Annotated in this window: 16 protein-coding genes; 7 read left to right on the top strand and 9 right to left on the bottom strand. The window is 73.7% G+C overall.

All coding sequences use genetic code 11. From position 1 onward, the window contains the following. The first annotated feature begins 211 nt into the window (after nt 1-211). The 6 genes from F9B16_RS21355 (at nt 212) to F9B16_RS21380 (ending at nt 6,955) form a co-directional block, all read left to right on the top strand. Nucleotides 212-1,390, top strand: coding sequence for an amidohydrolase family protein (locus tag F9B16_RS21355; protein ID WP_151541870.1), 1,179 nt, complete (start codon nt 212-214; stop codon nt 1,388-1,390). Between the two features lie 17 nt (nt 1,391-1,407). Further along, a complete protein-coding gene (locus F9B16_RS21360) occupies nt 1,408-3,000 on the top strand; it encodes a methylmalonyl-CoA mutase family protein (protein WP_151541871.1) in 1,593 nt (530 codons plus the stop codon). Beyond that, a complete protein-coding gene (locus tag F9B16_RS21365; RefSeq protein ID WP_151541872.1) occupies nt 3,000-3,410 on the top strand; it encodes a cobalamin B12-binding domain-containing protein in 411 nt (136 codons plus the stop codon). The genes F9B16_RS21360 and F9B16_RS21365 overlap by 1 nt, the downstream gene beginning before the upstream one ends. Before the next feature lie 100 nt (nt 3,411-3,510). Then, complete coding sequence (locus F9B16_RS21370; protein WP_151541873.1) at nt 3,511-4,467, top strand: LLM class F420-dependent oxidoreductase; 957 nt, start codon at nt 3,511-3,513, stop codon at nt 4,465-4,467. Continuing rightward, on the top strand, nt 4,464-5,525 hold the full coding sequence (locus F9B16_RS21375; protein WP_151541874.1) for a CaiB/BaiF CoA transferase family protein: 1,062 nt from the start codon (nt 4,464-4,466) through the stop codon (nt 5,523-5,525). Before F9B16_RS21370 ends, F9B16_RS21375 begins: the two co-directional genes overlap by 4 nt. Further along, on the top strand, nt 5,522-6,955 hold the full coding sequence (locus F9B16_RS21380; protein ID WP_151541875.1) for a class I adenylate-forming enzyme family protein: 1,434 nt from the start codon (nt 5,522-5,524) through the stop codon (nt 6,953-6,955). Before F9B16_RS21375 ends, F9B16_RS21380 begins: the two co-directional genes overlap by 4 nt. 18 nt (nt 6,956-6,973) lie before the next feature. Here the strand turns inward: F9B16_RS21380 and F9B16_RS21385 are convergent, their stop codons facing one another. From F9B16_RS21385 to F9B16_RS21425, 9 genes are read right to left on the bottom strand one after another with little or no spacing between them, the layout of a single operon-like run. Then, nucleotides 6,974-7,837, bottom strand: coding sequence for an SDR family NAD(P)-dependent oxidoreductase (locus F9B16_RS21385; protein ID WP_151541876.1), 864 nt, complete (start codon nt 7,835-7,837; stop codon nt 6,974-6,976). Nucleotides 7,838-7,841: 4 nt separating this feature from the next. After that, nucleotides 7,842-8,753 (bottom strand): LLM class F420-dependent oxidoreductase, encoded by a 912-nt coding sequence (locus F9B16_RS21390; RefSeq protein ID WP_151541877.1) that lies wholly within the window; start codon nt 8,751-8,753, stop codon nt 7,842-7,844. Between the two features lie 7 nt (nt 8,754-8,760). Beyond that, complete coding sequence (locus F9B16_RS21395; RefSeq protein WP_225991824.1) at nt 8,761-9,615, bottom strand: NAD(P)-dependent oxidoreductase; 855 nt, start codon at nt 9,613-9,615, stop codon at nt 8,761-8,763. Then, on the bottom strand, nt 9,612-10,016 hold the full coding sequence (locus tag F9B16_RS21400) for a carboxymuconolactone decarboxylase family protein (protein ID WP_151541878.1): 405 nt from the start codon (nt 10,014-10,016) through the stop codon (nt 9,612-9,614). Before F9B16_RS21400 ends, F9B16_RS21395 begins: the two co-directional genes overlap by 4 nt. A 23-nt stretch (nt 10,017-10,039) precedes the next feature. Then, complete coding sequence (locus tag F9B16_RS21405; RefSeq protein ID WP_151541879.1) at nt 10,040-11,464, bottom strand: aldehyde dehydrogenase family protein; 1,425 nt, start codon at nt 11,462-11,464, stop codon at nt 10,040-10,042. A 1-nt stretch (nt 11,465) separates the two neighbouring features. Then, nucleotides 11,466-12,446, bottom strand: coding sequence for a ferredoxin--NADP reductase (locus F9B16_RS21410; RefSeq protein ID WP_151541880.1), 981 nt, complete (start codon nt 12,444-12,446; stop codon nt 11,466-11,468). A 21-nt stretch (nt 12,447-12,467) separates the two neighbouring features. Beyond that, a complete protein-coding gene (locus F9B16_RS21415; protein WP_225991825.1) occupies nt 12,468-13,481 on the bottom strand; it encodes an aldo/keto reductase in 1,014 nt (337 codons plus the stop codon). Next, a complete protein-coding gene (locus tag F9B16_RS21420) occupies nt 13,468-14,877 on the bottom strand; it encodes an acyl-CoA reductase (protein WP_151541881.1) in 1,410 nt (469 codons plus the stop codon). The genes F9B16_RS21415 and F9B16_RS21420 overlap by 14 nt, the downstream gene beginning before the upstream one ends. A gap of 10 nt (nt 14,878-14,887) precedes the next feature. Next, nucleotides 14,888-16,183: a hypothetical protein gene (locus F9B16_RS21425; RefSeq protein ID WP_151541882.1), complete on the bottom strand. Its 1,296-nt coding sequence runs from the start codon at nt 16,181-16,183 to the stop codon at nt 14,888-14,890. Nucleotides 16,184-16,273: 90 nt separating this feature from the next. On the opposite strand from F9B16_RS21425, the gene F9B16_RS21430 reads away from it, so the two are divergent. Then, a complete protein-coding gene (locus F9B16_RS21430) occupies nt 16,274-16,942 on the top strand; it encodes a TetR/AcrR family transcriptional regulator (protein WP_151541883.1) in 669 nt (222 codons plus the stop codon). Nucleotides 16,943-16,959 lie beyond the last annotated feature (17 nt).

Raw genomic sequence — 16,959 nt, forward strand, 5'->3', positions numbered from 1 at the left:
GCCGGACGCCGCGGCGCCGACGATCGAGGAGATGCGGGCCCATCTGGAGCGGGCGGGGCTCGGCCGGCAGAAGTGGCCGGAGGAGCTGCACGCCGTCGAGGACTTCCCGCGCACCGCCAGCGGCAAGATCCAGAAGTTCCTGCTCCGCCGGGACATTGCGATGCGCGCATAGTGAGAATAGTATTCTCGCTATCGGTAAAGGAGGATCTCAATGACGACGCGCGCGCTGCCGTATCCGCTGTTCGACGCCGACAACCACCTGTACGAGACGCAGGACGCCCTGACCCGGTACCTGCCGAAGCAGTACGCGGGCGCCATCCGCTACGTCCAGGTGGACGGACGCACCAAGATCGCGATCCGCGGCCAGATCAGCGAGTACATCCCCAACCCCACCTTCGACGTCGTCGCCCGCCCGGGCGCGATGGAGGACTACTTCCGGCACGGCAACCCCGAGGGCAAGAGCAAGCGGGAGATCTTCGGCGAGCCGATGCGCTCCGTCCCCGCGTTCCGCGAGCCGGGCCCGCGCCTGGAGCTGATGGACGAGCTGGGCATCCAGCGCACGCTGATGTTCCCCACGCTCGCCAGCCTCATCGAGGAGCGGATGCGCGACGACCCCGACCTCATCCACGTGGTCGTCCACGCCCTCAACCAGTGGCTGCACGAGACCTGGTCCTTCAACTACAAGGACCGCATCTACACCACCCCGGTCATCAGCCTGCCCGTCGTGGAGAAGGCGATCGCCGAGCTGGACTGGTGCCTGGAGCGCGGCGCGAAGGTCGTGCTGATCCGGCCCGCGCCCGTCCCCGGGTACCGGGGCCCGCGCTCGTTCGCGCTCCCCGAGTTCGACCCGTTCTGGAAGCGGATCGTCGACGAGGGCGTGCTGGTCGGGATGCACTCCTCCGACAGCGGCTACAGCCGGTACGCCAACGACTGGGAGGGCCACGGCGCGGAGATGCTGCCGTTCAAGACCAACGCGTTCCGGATGCTGGCCGAGTGGCGGCCGGTCACCGACGCGGTGGGGTCCATGGCCTGCCACGGCCTGCTGTCGCGGTTCCCCGAGCTGAAGATCGCGGTCATCGAGAACGGCTCGTCCTGGCTGCCGCCGCTGCTCGACCAGCTCGCCGACGTGCACAAGAAGGCGCCGGAGGCGTTCACCGAGGACCCGGTCGAGGCCGTCAAGCGCAACATCCACGTCAGCCCGTTCTGGGAGGAGGACATGGCCGAGCTCGCCGGCCTCATCGGGGTCGAGCGGGTGCTGTTCGGCTCGGACTACCCGCACCCGGAGGGGCTCGCCGACCCGGTCAGCTACGTCGACGCGCTCGGCAGGCTGTCCGAGGCCGACCAGGCGAAGATCATGGGCGGCAACCTCGCCCGCCTGATGTCCGTATGACGCGTCCGCATCCGGCGATGAACGATCCCGCGAAGACGGATCTCACGCGGACCGCGTCCGGCATCCCGCTCCAGCCGGTCTACGGGCCGGCGGACGCGGGGGCCGAGCCGCCCGAGCCGGGTCGCTTCCCGTTCACCCGCGGCAACTACGCCTCCGGCTACCGGGGCCGGCTCTGGACGTTCCGGCAGTACTCCGGGTTCGGCACCGCGGAGGAGTCCAACCGCCGCTACCGCTACCTGCTCGACCAGGGCGGCACCGGGCTCTCCGTGGCGCTGGACCTGCCCACCCAGTGCGGCTACGACTCCGACGATCCGGAGGTGGCCGACGAGGTCGGCCGCGTCGGCGTCGCCGTCGACACCCTCGCCGACGCCGAGATCCTGTTCGACGGCATCCCGCTGGACGCGATCAGCACCAGCTTCACCATCAACGGGACGGCCGCGATCCTGCTGGCGTTCTACGTGGCCGCGGCCGAGCGCAGGGGGGTGCCGCGCGCGAAGCTCACCGGCACCATCCAGAACGACATCCTCAAGGAGTACGCCTCGCGCGGCACCTGGATCTGGCCGCCCGAGCCGTCGCTGCGGCTGATCGCCGACACCATCGAGTTCTGCGCCGCGGAGGTGCCGCGGTTCAACGCGATCTCGGTGGCGGGCGCGCACTTCCGCGACGCCGGCGCCAACGCCGTCCAGGAGATGGCGTTCACGCTCGCCGACGGGGTGACCTACTGCGACACCGTCGTCGAGCGCGGCCGCATGACGATCGAGGAGTTCGCGCCGCAGGTGTCGTTCTTCTTCTACACGCACGGCGACTTCTTCGAGGAGATCGCCAAGTACCGGGCGGGACGGCGGCGCTGGGCGACCATCGTCCGGGAGCGCTACGGCGCGACCACCGACAAGGCGTCGATGTTCCGGTTCGGCTGCGTGGCGGGAGGCGCGTCCCTGTACGCGCCGCAGGCGCGCAACAACGTCGTGCGGGTCGCCTACGAGGCGATGGCGTCGGTGCTCGGCGGCGTCCAGTCGATGTTCACCGCCGCGTGGGACGAGCCGTTCGCGCTGCCCAGCGAGGAGTCGGCGACGCTGGCGCTGCGCACCCAGCAGATCCTCGCCCACGAGACGGGCGTCGCCCGGGTCGCCGACCCGCTCGGCGGCTCCTACTTCGTGGAGGCGCTCACCGACGCGACCGAGGCGCGCATCGTCGAGATCATGGACGACCTCGACCGGCACGGCGGGATGGTCCGCGCGATCGAGGACGGCTACCTGCAGGGCCTCATCGCCGACGAGGCGTACCGGCTCCAGCGCGATGTCGAGTCGGGCGCGCGCCCGGTCGTCGGCGTCAACCGGTTCGCCTCCGACGAGCCGGCGCCCGAGATCGCGACCTACGAGCTGGACGCGGCCGGCCGGGACCGGCAGCTGAAGCGGCTGGCGCGGGTGAAGGCGGAGCGCGATCCCGCCGGCGTCCGCGCCCGGCTCGCCGACCTGTCCCGTGCCGCCGAAGGCGAGGACAACCTGATGGGACCCCTGATCGACTGCGCCGGCGCCTACTGCACGGTCGGCGAGATGGTCGCCGCGCTGAAGGCGGTCTGGGGCGAGTTCCAGCAGCCGGTGGTGTTCTGATGCCGGCCCGCGTCCTGATCGCCAAGCCCGGCCTCGACGGCCACGACCGCGGCGCGAAGGTCGTCGCCCGCGCGCTGCGCGACGCAGGCTTCGAGGTGGTGTTCACCGGCATCCGGCAGCGCGTCGAGGACATCGTCGCGATCGCGCTGCAGGAGGACGTCGCGGTCGTCGGCCTCAGCATCCTGTCCGGCGCGCACCTGGCGCTCACCGCCCGCACCGTCGAGGGCCTGCGCGCCGCCGGCGCCGGCGACATCACCGTCATCGTCGGCGGGACCGTCCCGGCGGCCGACGTCCCGCGCCTGCGCGAGGCGGGCGCCGCCGCGGTGTTCCCGACCGGCACCCCGCTCGACGAGCTCGTGGACGGGGTGCGCGCGCTGACCGCCGCCCCCGCCTCGACGGAGCGGGGATGACCCCCTGACCCTCCGCGCACGGCGCGCGCGGAGGCGCACGCGGCCGGGCCGGCACCCGGCCGCGTGCGCGTTGACCTGACCTGGCGACCTTGGAGGAGCCGTGCGGATCGGTGTGATGAGCGGGCCGGAGCGCGGGGACTCCGCCCGCAAGGCGAAGCGGATGGTGGAGGACGCCCGGTGGGCCGAGTCCGCCGGGCTGGACACCGTGTGGGTGCCGCAGGTCCCGACGGACTTCGACGCGCTGCTGGCGGTGGCGCTGATGGGCACGGCGACGGACCGGATCGAGATCGGGACCGCGGTGGTCCCGCTGCAGGCGCAGCATCCGATCGCGCTGGCGCGGCAGGCGCTGTCCGCGCAGGCCGCCACGGGCGGGCGGCTCGCGCTCGGCGTCGGCCCGTCCCACCACTGGATCGTGCGGGACATGCTCGGGCTGCCCTACGAGCGGCCCGCCGGGTACACCCGCGACTACCTCGACGTCCTCGACGCCGCGTTCGCCGGGCCGGGCCCGGTCGAGGTGGAGAACAAGACGTTCACCGTGCACAACCCGCTGGGCCTCGGGCCGGTGGGCCCGCTGCCGGTGCTGGTCGCCGCGCTCGGCCCGGTGATGCTGAAGCTCGCGGGGGAGCGCGCCGACGGGACCGTGCTGTGGATGGCGGACGAGAAGGCCGTCGGCGAGCACGTCGTCCCGCGCATCACGGCGGCGGCCGAGGCCGCCGGACGTCCCGCGCCGCGGATCGTCGCGGGCGTCCCGGTGTGCCTGTGCAGGCCGTCGGAGGTGGACGCGGCGCGCGAGCGCGCCAACCGCATCCTCGGCGAGGCGGAGATCTCCCCGAACTACCAGCGGCTGCTGGAGTACGGCGCCGCCCGCGACGTCGGCGACATCTGCGCGGCCGGCGACGAGGCGGCCATCAGGGCGCGGCTGCGCCGGTTCGCCGACGCCGGCGTCACCGACCTGTCGGTGCGGCTGCTGCCGATCGGCGAGGGCCGGGACGAGCTGGTCGCCTCCAAGGAGCGGACCAAGGAGATGCTCGCCGGGCTGGCGGCGGAGCTGAGATGAGCGCCGGGCCGCTGGCGGGCGTCCGCGTGCTGGAGGTCGGCCACATCCTCGCCGGCCCCTACGCCACGATGATGCTCGCCGACCTCGGCGCCGAGGTCACCAAGATCGAGCCACCGGGCGGGGACCTGTCGCGGCAGGTGAGCGACGCCTACTTCGCCAGCCTCAACCGCGGCAAGCGCAGCGTCCGGCTGGACCTGACCGCCGAGGACGGGCAGGCCCGGCTGGGCGAACTGGTCGCGGAGGCGCACGCCCTCCTGGTCAACCTCAAGCCGTCCGCGATCCACCGGCTCGGGCTCACCTACGAGGCGCTGCGGCGGCACAACGAGCGGATCGTCTGCGTCGCGCTCACCGGCTTCGGCCTGCACGCCGGCGACCATCCCGCCTTCGACTACGTCGTCCAGGCCGCGACCGGGGTCGCCGCGCTGACCGGCGATCCGTCGGGGCCGCCGACGCTGCCGGGCTACTCGTCGGCCGACAACTCGGCGGGGCTGACCGCCGCGCTGGGGCTGCTCGCCCAGATCGTGTCGGGACGCGGCGGCCAGGTGGAGGTGTCGCTGCGCGATGTGATGCTGTCCCAGCTCAACTACCGCGCGTCCGCCTACCTCAACGAGGGTGCCGAGCCGCGCCGCCTGCCGTTCGGGGCGCACTCGTACTACGTTCCGGCGCAGCTCTTCCCGACCGCCGACGGACATCTCGCGCTGTTCATCACGCATGACGGCTTCTGGAAGGCGTTCTGCGGTGAGACGGGCGTCGAGGGTTTCCCGACGATGGCGGAGCGGGTGGCCCGGCGCGAGGAGGTCCTCGCCGTGGTGACGGGCGTCCTCGCCACGGACACCGCCGCGGGCTGGGAGGCCCGGCTGCGCCCCCTCGGCATCCCGGCCGCCGCCGTCCGGACGCTGCCGGAGGCGCTGCTGGCCGCCCCCGACGTCATCGTGAAGGCGGGGGAGTACCGGCTGGTCGGCAGCCCGATCAAGGTCGCCGGATACGAGCCCCGCTACGGCGCGCCGCCCCGGCTGGGGGAGCACGGCGACCCGGCGAACACTTCCTCGGTGACATGAGCGGGCGGTCAACGCGCGGCGAGCGGACCGCGCTCGCCTTCGAGGAGCGCGAGTACAGCGCCGCGCGGCTCGACGCGCTCGCCGGCGGGCTGGCCCTGACGCTGGCGCGGCGGGGCGTGCGGCCCGGCGACCGCGTCGCGCTCATGTGCTCGAACCGGCCCGAGTTCGTCGTCGCCGTCCGGGCGATCTGGCGGCTCGGGGCGGCGGTCGTGCTGTTCAGCCCGGCCTGGAGGCGCGGCGAGGTCGAGCACGCCCTGAAGATCACCGAGCCGGCGCACGCGGTGGGCGACCACCCGCTCCTCGCCGAGCTCATGCCGGTGCTGCACCTGGACGAGGAGCCGATCGAGCCGTCGTCCGCGACCTTCCCCGAGCCCGCGCCCGGCGCCGACGCCGTCCTGGTGTTCAGTTCCGGGACGACCGGCCTGCCGAAGGCCGTCCGGCACACGCACGCCTCGTTCCGCGCCGCCGTCCGGGACTGGCGCGCGACCCTGGAGCTGACCGGGCGCGACCGGATCCAGATCGCCACGCCGCCCTCGCACATCCTCGGCCTGCTCAACATCGAGACGGCGCTGGAGACCGGCGCCTGGATGCGGCTGCACCGCCGCTTCGACCTGGACGTGCTGCTGCGCACCATCGAGACCGACCGGATCACCGTGGAGATGGCCGTCGCGCCGATCGCGCTGGCGATCGCGTCGCACCCGAAGCTGGAGTCGTTCGACCTGTCGTCGCTGCGCTACATCATGTGGGGCGCGACACCGGTGACCCCGGAGGTCGCCGAGACCGTGACTCGGCGGACGGGCGTCGGCTGGGTGCCCGCCTACGGCGCGAGCGAGCTGCCCGTCATCGCCTGCAATCCCGTCCGGGGCGCGCGCCTGGACAGCGTGGGACGCGCCGCACCGGGAGTGACGCTGCGGGTGGTGTCGCTGGAGACCGGTGCGGTGGCCGGGCCGGGGGAGACCGGCGAGATCCAGGCCCGGTCGGCGTCGCTCATGGCCGGCTACCTGCCCGCGGACGCGACCGCGGCCGCCTTCGACGACGGCTGGTACCGCACCGGCGACGTCGGCCACATCGACGCCGGCGGCTGGGTCCGCCTCACCGACCGCGCCAAGGAAATGATCAAGGTGCGCGGGTTCCAGGTCGCGCCCGCCGAGGTCGAAGCCGTGCTGCACGGCCACCCCGGCGTCGCCGACTGCGCCGTGTACGGGATCCCGGACGCGGCGGACGGGGAGGCGGTCGTCGCGGCGGTCGCCCCGGCCGGGTCCGCCGAGCCGGTCGGGCCCGCCGAGCTGATCGCGCTGGTCGGCGACCGGCTGGCCTCCTACAAGCGGCCGAAGGAGGTCGTGTTCGTCGGGGAGATCCCGCGCCTGCCGTCGGGCAAGGTGCTGCGCCGGGTCCTCAAGGAACGGCACGGACGCGCGCCCGGCGCCTGAACGGCGGCGGGCGGCCGGTCAGTCCTCCGGCGCCAGCTTCTCCAGCACCGGCATCGGCACATGGTTCGCCCATCCCGTCCCGGGCCAGTTGAACCAGCCGGAGGACGCGTGGGTGCCGCCGTCCGGGTGCAGGGTGCTCCCGGTGACGTAGGACGACAGGCCCGACGCGAGGAACACCACGCACCCCGAGACGTCGGCGGCCCGGCCCACCCGTCCCATGGGGAACGCGACCCGGATCCCGGCCGGGTCGGACAGGGCGTGGTCGCCTGCCGACAGCTTCGCGAGGTTCGCCGTCGGTGCGTAGTCGGGCGCGACGTTGTTGACGCGGATGCCGTCCGGTGCCAGCTCGACGGCGAGCGTCCGCCCGAACTGCTCGACCGCGGCCTTCGCCGCCGCGTAGACCGCGAAACCGGGCGCGGCCCGGTGCGCCTCGATGGTCGTGATGTTGACGATGCTGCCGCCGCGCCCGCCCGCCCGCATCCGCCCGGCGGCGAGCGAACAGGCATGCAGGACGTGGGTCAGGTTCGCGCGCAGCAGCGCGTCCCAGCCCTTCGGCGTGGTGTCGGTGAAGGGCGCCCGGAACGTCCCGCCGACGACGTTGACGAGCGTGTCGAGGCGTCCCCAGCGGTCGTCCACGGCCGCGAACAGCGCGGCGAGCGCGTCGGGGTCGCGGACGTCGCCCTGCCGGACGATCGCGTCGCGGCCCTGCTCCTCCAGCGAGCCCCGCAGCGCGGTGACCGCGTCGCCGTCGACGTCGAGCACCGCGGGGCGGACGCCGTTGGCGGCCAGGTCCGCCGTGACGGCCTCGCCGAGGCCGCCCGCACCGCCCGTGATCACCGCGACGGTGCCGGCGAGGCCGCCGCGCTCCTCGAACCAGCCCATGCGGCTACCGCCCGTCCCGCAGATAGGTGGCGCCGAACGAGTCCAGGAACTCCAGCGTGGCCGGGAGCGAGGCGGTCCGGCTCGACACCAGGACCCAGGTGACGCCCGCCTTCTCGATCTCGCCAAGGGCCTCTCGGTGCCGGTCGGCGTCGGCGGCGGGCGTCTCGATCCCCGCGCCCTGGTAGGAGTGCAGCACGTCGATGCGGTCGTCGCGGCCGGCCGCGGCCGCCGCGTCCCGCATCTCGGCGATGGCCGCCGCGAGGTCGTCGAGCGTGCCGAGGGCGGGGGTGCGGGCGGTGGTGCTCAGCTGCGCGCCGCCGGTCATCGGCATCCAGCCCTGCGCCCGCTCCGCGACGCGGCGGCGGCTCAGCCGGGAGTTCCCGCCGATCCAGACCGGGATCGGGTCCTGGACGGGCCGAGGCCGCGCGATGACGTCGCGGGCGCTGAAATGCCGGCCCTGGTAGCCGAACGGCTCCCCGCTCCAGTGCAGCGGGAGCACGTCCAGCGTCTCGTCGAACAGGGCGTTGCGCTCGTCGATGTCGACGCCGAGGGCGTGGAACTCGCTCTTCTGGTAGCCGGTGCCGAGCCCGAGGATCAGCCGGCCGCCCGAGAGCTTGTCGAGCGTCGCGGCGGCCTTGGCGAGCAGGAACGGGTTGCGGTAGGGCGCGACGGCCAGGTGGGTGAGCAGCCGCAGCCGCTCGGTCGCCGCGGCGGCGTACCCGAGCGCGACGAACGGGTCGAGCGTCTGGTGCCCGCCCGAGGCGAGCCACCGGGCGCCCGGCACCGGATGCTCGCTGAGCGACAGCCCGTCGAAGCCGGCGCGCTCCGCCGCGACCGCCACGTCGCGCAGCGGCCCGGCGTCGAGGACGTCGCCGTCGAGGCCGCCGGTCTCGGGATAGTGGAAGATGAACCGCATCGGCACCTCACGGGTGTTGGACGAAGGGGAAGATGCGCGTGAAGTCCGCGCCGGGCTCGGCGTCGGCGAACCGCTCCCAGATCGACGCCGTCACCGCGCCGACCGCGGTGGGGCCGCCCTGGTCCTCCACCGAGCGCAGGTAGAGGCGGACGTCCTTGCTCATGAGGGAGTTGGTGAACCCGGAGGCGTAGCGGCCGGTGAGCACGTGCTCGGGGAACTTGTCGCTGGTCGCGGCGCTGCGGCCGCTCGCCGCGTTCAGCACGGTGAGCATCGTGCCCATGTCGAGCCCGGCCGCCACCCCGAACGCGACCGCCTCGCTGGTCGCGGCGAGCGCGGTCGCCGACAGGAAGTTGTTCGCCAGCTTCAGGGCCTGGGCGAGCCCCGGCCGGTCGCCGACCCGGTGGCGGCGGTCGCTCAGCCCGGCGAGGACCGGCCCGACGCGCTCGCAGGCGTCGTCCGTCCCTGAGTACATGACCGCGAGCGTGCGGGCGCGGGCTCCCGCGACACCGCCCGACACGGGCGCGTCGACGTAGCCGATCCCGCTCTCCGCCAGCAGCGCGGCGACGTCACGGGCGGCGCTCACGCCGATCGTGGAGGTGTCGACGACGTGGGCGGCGCGGCGGCCGGGCGTCCCGGCGATCTCCCGGGCCACCTGCTCGGAGGCCGTCCCGTCCGGCAGGCTGAACACCACGACGTCGCTCTTCTCGGCGACCTGCCCTGCGTCGCCGACATGGGTCGCGCCCGGCGGGCAGCGCTCCGGCCCGGCGGCGTCGTGCGCGACGACCGCCAGGCCCGCTCCGACGAGGTTCGCCGCCAGCGCGGCGCCCATGTTGCCGAGGCCGACGAACCCGACGGCCGTCACCGTCCCGCCCCGTCCCGCGCGGCCCGCTCGCGTTCGGCGCGGACCTGCTTGACGCTCCTCCGCGCGGCGACGCCTGCCGGGGCGCCGCAGTAGCCGGTGACCTGGAACAGCAGTTCGTCGATCTCCGCGTCGGTCACGCCCGCGCGGTGCGCGCTGCCCGCGTGCAGGCGGAACTCCTCCATCCGCCCGAGCGCGGCGGTCATCGCCAGCACCAGCAGGCTCCGGTCGCGGTTGGTCAGCGCTCCGCCCCGCGCCCACGCGCCCCACGCCACCGCCGTCACGTAGTCCTGGAACTCCGCCGCGACCGGGTCCGGGTCGGCGGCCGAGGCGTCGACGTAGGCGTCGCCGAGCACGGTGCGGCGCACCGCGCGCGCCGCGCCCGGCTTCTCGCTGTCTTCCATGGGGTCCTCTCCGGGCGGAGCCCTCAGGGGCGCAGGGACAGGCTGATCGTCTTGGTCTGGGCGTACTCGTGGAGGGCCTCGATGCCCTTCTCGCGTCCGTATCCGCTGGCCTTGAAGCCGCCGAACGGCGTCTCGACGCCGAGCGCGCCGCCGTTCACCGCCACCTGCCCCGCGTCGATCCGCTCGGCGACCCGCAGCCCGCGGGCCGCGTCGCCACTCCAGACCGCCGCGACGAGCCCGTAGTCGGTGTCGTTGGCGAGCGCGACCGCCTCGGCTTCGTCCGCGAACGGCATCGTGACGAGGACGGGCCCGAACACCTCCTCGCGGGCGATCCTGAGGCCGGGTGTCACCCCGGCGTAGACGGTCGGGCGGATGAACCGCCCGCCCGCACCGGGCCCGTCGTCGTAGGCGGACCCGCCGGTCACCGGGACCGCGCCCTGGCGCTTCGCGTCGGCGAAGTGCCCGAGGACCTTGCGGAACTGCGCCTCGGTGATCATCGGGCCGAAGTCGATGCCCGGCCGGAGCCGCTCGACCGCCTCCACGACACCGGCGACCACCGCGTCATGGGCGGACGCCTCGACGAGGAGGCGGGTCGTGGCGGAGCACACCTGCCCGGCATTGAACGCGACCGCCGACACCGCGGCGGCGATCGCCCGGTCGGTGTCGGCGTCGGCGAACACCACCAGCGGCGACTTGCCGCCGAGTTCGAGCGTCATCGGGACGAGCCGGTCGGCGGCGATCCCGGCCAGGAGCCGTCCGGTGGCGACCGAGCCGGTGAAGGTCACGCGCCGCACTCCGGGATGGGCGGCGAGCGGCGCGCCCGCGTCGGGGCCGGTGCCCGTCACCACGTTCAGCAGCCCGTCCGGGAGCCCGGCCTCGCCGGCGAGGCGCGCCAGGCACAGCGTCGACACGGAGGTGAACTCCGACGGCTTGGCGACCAGCGCGTTCCCAGCGGCGAGCGCTGGGGCGAGGGCCCGGCACGCCTGGTTCAGGGGCAGGTTCCACGGGGTGATCGCCGCGACGACGCCGTACGGTTCGAGCCGCGTGTACGTGTGGTTCCCCGCGCCGAGGTCGATGGTGCGGCCGTGGTGGGCGCGCAGGATCCCGGCGTAGTAGCGGAAGTAGTCGGCCGACATGCCGACCTCCATGCGGAGCTGCGCCTCGGTCTTCCCGGTGCACGCCCGCTCCACTTCCATGAGCTCGCCGGCGCCGCTTTCGATGGCGCCGGCGGCGCGGTGCAGCACGTCGGCGCGCTCCGCGCCGGACCGTTCCGCCCAGCCCGGCTGCGCGGCGGCCGCCGCCGCCACGGCGCGGTCCGCGTCGGCTGCCGAGCCCGCGGCGATCTCGTCGCCCGGCAGCCGCGTCGAGGGGTCGACGGTGGGCAGGTAGCCGCCGTCCGCCGGTTCCGCGGGCCGGCCGCCGATCCAGTGCTGGTGACGAACGCCCATGTCAGTCCTCGTAGACGACGGTGACGTGCTCGGTCGTCGGCTCGCCCTGGCAGGTGAGGACCCAGCCTTCGGCGACCTCGTCGTCCTCCAGCGCGTTGTTGACGCGCATCTTGGCCTCTCCTTCGGTGACCTGGGCCATGCACGTGGCGCAGTTGCCCGCTTCGCAGGAGAACGGCGGCACGAGCCCGGCTCTGCGCGCGCTCTGGAGCAGCGTCTCGCCGGCGCGCTGCGGGACGGTCTTCTTCTTGCCGCCCTGGGAGATCGTGACCGTGCCCTCCTTCTCCGGGCCCGCCGGCGCCTCGTCCGCCGCGGCGAACCGCTCGATGAAGATGCGGCCTTCCTCCACCCCCAGCGACAGCAGGGTGCTCTCCACGAGGTCCATGAACGGCGCCGGGCCGCAGATGTAGAAGTCGGCGTCCTGGTCTGCGCCGGTGAAGGCGCGGACCCGGTCGCCGGTGACGAGGCCGCGCTCGGCGTCGAGGTGGCGCTCGATCTCGAAGCGCCCGGGATGCCGGCCCGCCAGATCGGCGAGCTCGTCCCCGAAGATCACCGAGTCGCCGTCCCGGTCGGCCGCCAGCACCCGGACGCGCCGCTCGGTGGTGGCCAGCGCGCTCTTGACGAGGGACGCGATCGGCGTGATGCCGCTGCCCCCGCAGAACGCCACCAGCGGGGCCGCGGTCTCGCGCAGGCAGAACGCGCCCGCCGGGCGGGTGACCTCGACCAGGTCGCCGGGCCGGAGGTTGTCGAGCATCCAGTTGGAGACCAGGCCGCCCGGCACCCGCTTCACCGTCGTCCGCAGCTCGGTGTCGGTGTCCGGCGAGCTGGACATCGAGTAGCTGCGCAGGGTCCCGCAGGCCTTGAACGTGAGGAACTGGCCCGCGCGGTAGGAGAACGGCGCGTCGAGCGCGTAGGTCCGCGCGTCGGCCGTCTCGTCGATGACCCGGGTGACCCGGACCGGATGGAAGCCATGGTCGTGCGCCATATATGGAATCTAGCTTCTCTGTCATAGAGAATGCAATTCTCCAGCCGGGATCGCGAGCGTCGGGCACCGCGTGCGGAGGAAGTCGTGCGGGTATCCGAGGTCGACGCGGGTGGCCTCGTCCAGCCGCGCCGCCTGCTCGCCGTCCAGCCGGACGTCCAGCGCGCCGAGGTTGTCGCGGATCTGCGCGGGCCTGCTGGCGCCCAGCACCGGCGTGACGCCCTGCCTCAGCAGCCAGGCGAGCGCGACGCGCGCGGTCGTGGTGCCGATCTCCGCCGCCACGGCCGCGGCGGCGTCCACCGCCCGCCGCAGCCCCGGGTACAGCGCCTTCGCCCGGCCGCCCGGCTCCTTGCCCGCGAGGAGGCCGCGCGCGAGCGGGCTCCACCCGCTCACGGACAGCCCGAGCGACGCCGCCATCGGCAGGAGTTCGCGCTCCACCGTGCGGGCCGCCAGCGAGTACTCCACCTGCAGCGCGCAGAAGGCGCTCCACCCGCGCAGCTCGGCGATGGCCTGCGACCGCGCGATCACCCATGCGGGCGTGTTGCTGACGCCGATCGCCAGGACCTTGCCCGCCCGGACGAGGTCGTCGAGTCCGCGCAGGGTCTCCTCGGCCGGCGTGCACTGGTCCCACGCGTGCACCCACAGCAGGTCGACGTGGTCGGTGCCGAGCCGCCGCAGGCTCGTCTCGACGCTGCGGCGCATGCTCTTGCGGTGGCCGCCGCCGGAGTTGGCGTCGTCGCCGGCCGGCAGCGCGAACTTGGTCGCGACCACCACCGCGTCGCGCTCGGCGGCGATCAGCCGGCCGACGATCGTCTCGCTCTCGCCGCCGGAGTAGACGCCGGCGGTGTCGACGAAGTTGCCGCCCGCCGCCCGGTACGCGGCGTAGATGGCGCGGTAGGCGTCCTCGCCCGCGCCGGCCGTCCGGCCGCCGGAGCCGAACGTCATGGTGCCGAGGCACAGCTCGCTGACCCGCATGCCGGAGCGGCCGAGGAGCCGGTGCCGCATGCCCGCCTCCCGTCCGGGCTCAGGCATCGTCATCGACCACCCAGTGGACCATCCGGTGCAGCGGGTACATCGCGTCGTGCGGGTTGCCGAGGCTGCTCTTGAGCGCGCTGCCGAGCTTCACCACCCGCTGGACGCCGGCGGTGGCGAGCCGGTCGCGCAGCTCGGCCTTCAGGTGCGCCGGGTAGACGCCGACGGTCTGCGTCGCCACCGTCGCGTGCTCGGCGGCGTCGAGCACGTCGAGGACCGGTACGACGTTGACCGTCTTGTTCGTCGGATGGAAGTCGACCGGCTCGGGGGAGCGCACGACGAGGCCCCGGCCGTCGTGGCCGCCCCAGACCCGGTAGTCCGGCTCCAGGAAGCGCAGCCCCTCGACGGCCTCGCGGATGTCGGCGGGCGGCCGCGGGCCGACCGCGGAGCCGAACTCGCGGTCCACGCCCATCCGCTCGCACAGCAGCGCGCAGAAGCGATCGACCTGGTCGAGGGTGCCCTCGACGAAGACCTGCCGGGGCGCCACGCAGGCGTCCTGGTTGTAGACGGTCGCGTCGGCGGCGGCGAGGTCGGCCGCCTCCCGCAGCCGCTCTTCCGATGCGAACGCCTCCCGGCCGACGACCGCCATCGACACCTTCGGGTCGAACGAGATCAGCTGGAATCCCGGGGCGACGTACTTCGCGGCGTTGGCGATCGCCTCGCCGCCGCCCCAGGCGACGAGCTTGTCGAAGTACTGCGACCGGTACAGGACGTTCTCGACCCGCGCGTCGCCGCCCCGCCAGTACACCGCCGACATGGAGCGGAGCACCGGGTGGTCCGGCGCGATGTCGGCCATGGTGCGCAGGACCGCGACCGTCGTGAACGGGTCGCCCGACGGCATCTTGAACACGTTGACCGCCTTGACCAGCGCGGCGTCGGCGACCGACATCATCGCGCCGCTCGGCGAGTTGCCCGCGAGCATGTGCACCAGGCGGGGCGGGAACGCCCGCACCCGGCTGACGTTGCCGGCCGGGTCGGTGTGCTCCACCCAGCCGTCCAGGACGTCCAGGCTCCCGAACGTCCGGCGCAGCCGGTACTCCAGCGCCTCCCTGGTCAGGAACTGGCCGGGACGGCGGTAGGTGTTCTCGACGACGCGCCGCGGGAGCGGGCTGACCCGCAGCGTCATCTCCAGCGACTCCTGCAGGTACGGGTTCGTCTCCAGGACGAACCGCCGTCCCGTCTCCACCAGCAGGTCGATGATCTCCGAGATCGGGACGTCGAAGGCGGGGCCCGGCCGCGTCCGCGGCTCGAACAGCTCGTCCAGCCGCAGCGCGGGTGTGGCGAACGGGACGCCGAAGTCCCGCGACATGTACTCGGCGTCCTCGCCCCAGACCAGCCGGCCCCGGACGAAGTGCGGCACCCGGATCGTCGTCCGCGCGCCGGCGGTGGTGCTCGTGCTCATGACCCGCTCCTCACGCGTCGACGAAGCCGCGGACGTAGGCGTCGATGGTGCCGGCGCACGTGATCTTGTCGCCGTCGGGCAGGTCGGAGTACCGGGTGATCTCGTCGAACACGGTGGGGCCGGGACCGCCGCACGGGCAGCCGGTGAGGTCGGCGCGGATCCGGTCGCCGGAGATCGTGCCGCCCCACCGCCCGTCGACGGTCATGTCGAAGAAGGCGGCACGGCCTTCCACCTGCCCGTCCGAGACCTCCGCGAACGACTCGCCGTCCCGGTCCAGCACGAACAGCGTGAGCTGCGGCGGGACGTGGTAGCGGCCCTCCGGGCACTTCGGCATCCGGACGTTCAGCTCCTGCATCGAGTAGTAGTGCAGGAGCCGCTCGGGCGCGACGTTCAGGGTGCGGGAGATGCGCGACCGGTAGTCCGGTGGCAGCGCCAGGCCCTTCAGGCCGCCTCCGGAGCTCAGCGCGTTGTCCCCGGTGAGGTCGCCCTCCGCGAGGCCGCGCTCGGCCAGGGCCTCGCAGAGCCGGAAGGCCAGCGGGAACGTCGTGGTGAAGAACATGCGCTCCGCGCGGTGCGCGATGACCTGGTCCGCGATCCGGCCCAGGCGCTCGGTCACCTCGGCCTGCCGCCGCGCCGCCTCCGCCTCGAAGGCGGCGACCTCGTCGGGCCGCGCGGTGCCGTCGGCCATGGCCCGCCGCATCGCGGTGAGCCGCGCCATGTAGCGGTGGTGGCCCTCCGGCGCGGCCTTCTCGGCGACCGCGATGCCGTCGGGCCGGTGGTACGCGCCGACGACCATGTCGCGGAAGATCCGGTGCGAGGTGACGCTGGTCGGCGGGCCGAGGGGCAGGACGTGCCAGGTGCGCTCGGGCGGCATGCCGAGCGCCGTCAGGCACTCGACGAAGTTCCGCAGCGAGACGTCGCGGTCCCGCTTGGTCTTGTTGAGGAAGGAGTTCTTGCCGCTCGTGCCGCTGGAGCTGGACGCGAGATGCCCGGCGGCCTCCAGCCGGGCGATCCAGCCGTCGACGTCCTCGACGCCGGAGACGTCCACGTTCTCGACCCTGTACGTGGACAGCGAGTCCAGCCAGCGGTTCATCTGCGCCCACCGGCCCTTGGCGACCAGCGACTCCGGATAGCTCTTGTAGGTGGTGTGCGGGAAGAGCAGCGGGACCATGTCCTCGGGGGACCGTATCGCCGCGATGCCCTCCGCCTCTGCGCGCTGCGCGAGCACGGGGACCTGCGTGCGGCGCTCCTGGAAGCGCGCGTCCAGTTCCTCGGCATCGCCCCGCCGACCTGCTGCCACGGGCATGACGCCTCCTCGGCTGTAGGGGTCCGGTGGAAAAAACCATACTGATGAGTCTAGTTTTTGGCCAGACCCCGTTCTGGCAGACTTCCGTGCATGTCGCCATCGGACGCTTCCGGCGCCCCGCCGCCGCGGACGCGGTCCCGCCGCGGCGGGCGGCCCACGCTGGAGGAGGCGGCGGAACTGGACCGCGCCGTCCGCGACGCCGCGCTGAGCCTGTTCCTGGAGCACGGCTACGAGGGCACGTCGATGGACGCCATCGCGCGCGTCGCCGGCACCACCAAGGCGTCGCTCTACGCCCGGTTCAAAGGCAAGGAGGAGGTCTTCGCCTCCGTCCTGCGGCAGGCCGTCCCCGACCCCGACTGGCCCGGGACCGAGCCCGCCGCCCCGGACCTCGACGACCTGGAGGGCGCGCTGACGGCCATCGCGCGCACCGCGCTGCGCCGGGCGCTGGACCCGTCGATGGTCAGGCTGAGCAGGATCGCCGTCGCGCACGCGTCGCGGTTCCCCGACCTGGCGAGCCGCGCCTACGCGGCCGGTCACTTCCCGCGCAGGCCGCTCCTCGTCGAGCTGCTCCGGCGGCACGCCGCCACCGGGGCGATCCAGGCCGACGAGCCCGAGATCCTGGCCGAGCACTTCATCGCCATGGTCTCGGGCATGCCGGCGCGGCTCGCCTCGTTCGGCGTCGAGCGCGACGAGGCCACCTGGGAGCATCACACGCAGGTCGCCGTGCGGCTGTTCCTGCGCGGCCTGCGGCCCGGCTGATCCCCGGCGCGCCCCGG

The sequence above is a fragment of the Actinomadura montaniterrae genome (genome assembly GCF_008923365.1).
Classification (GTDB): Bacteria; Actinomycetota; Actinomycetes; order Streptosporangiales; family Streptosporangiaceae; genus Spirillospora; species Spirillospora montaniterrae.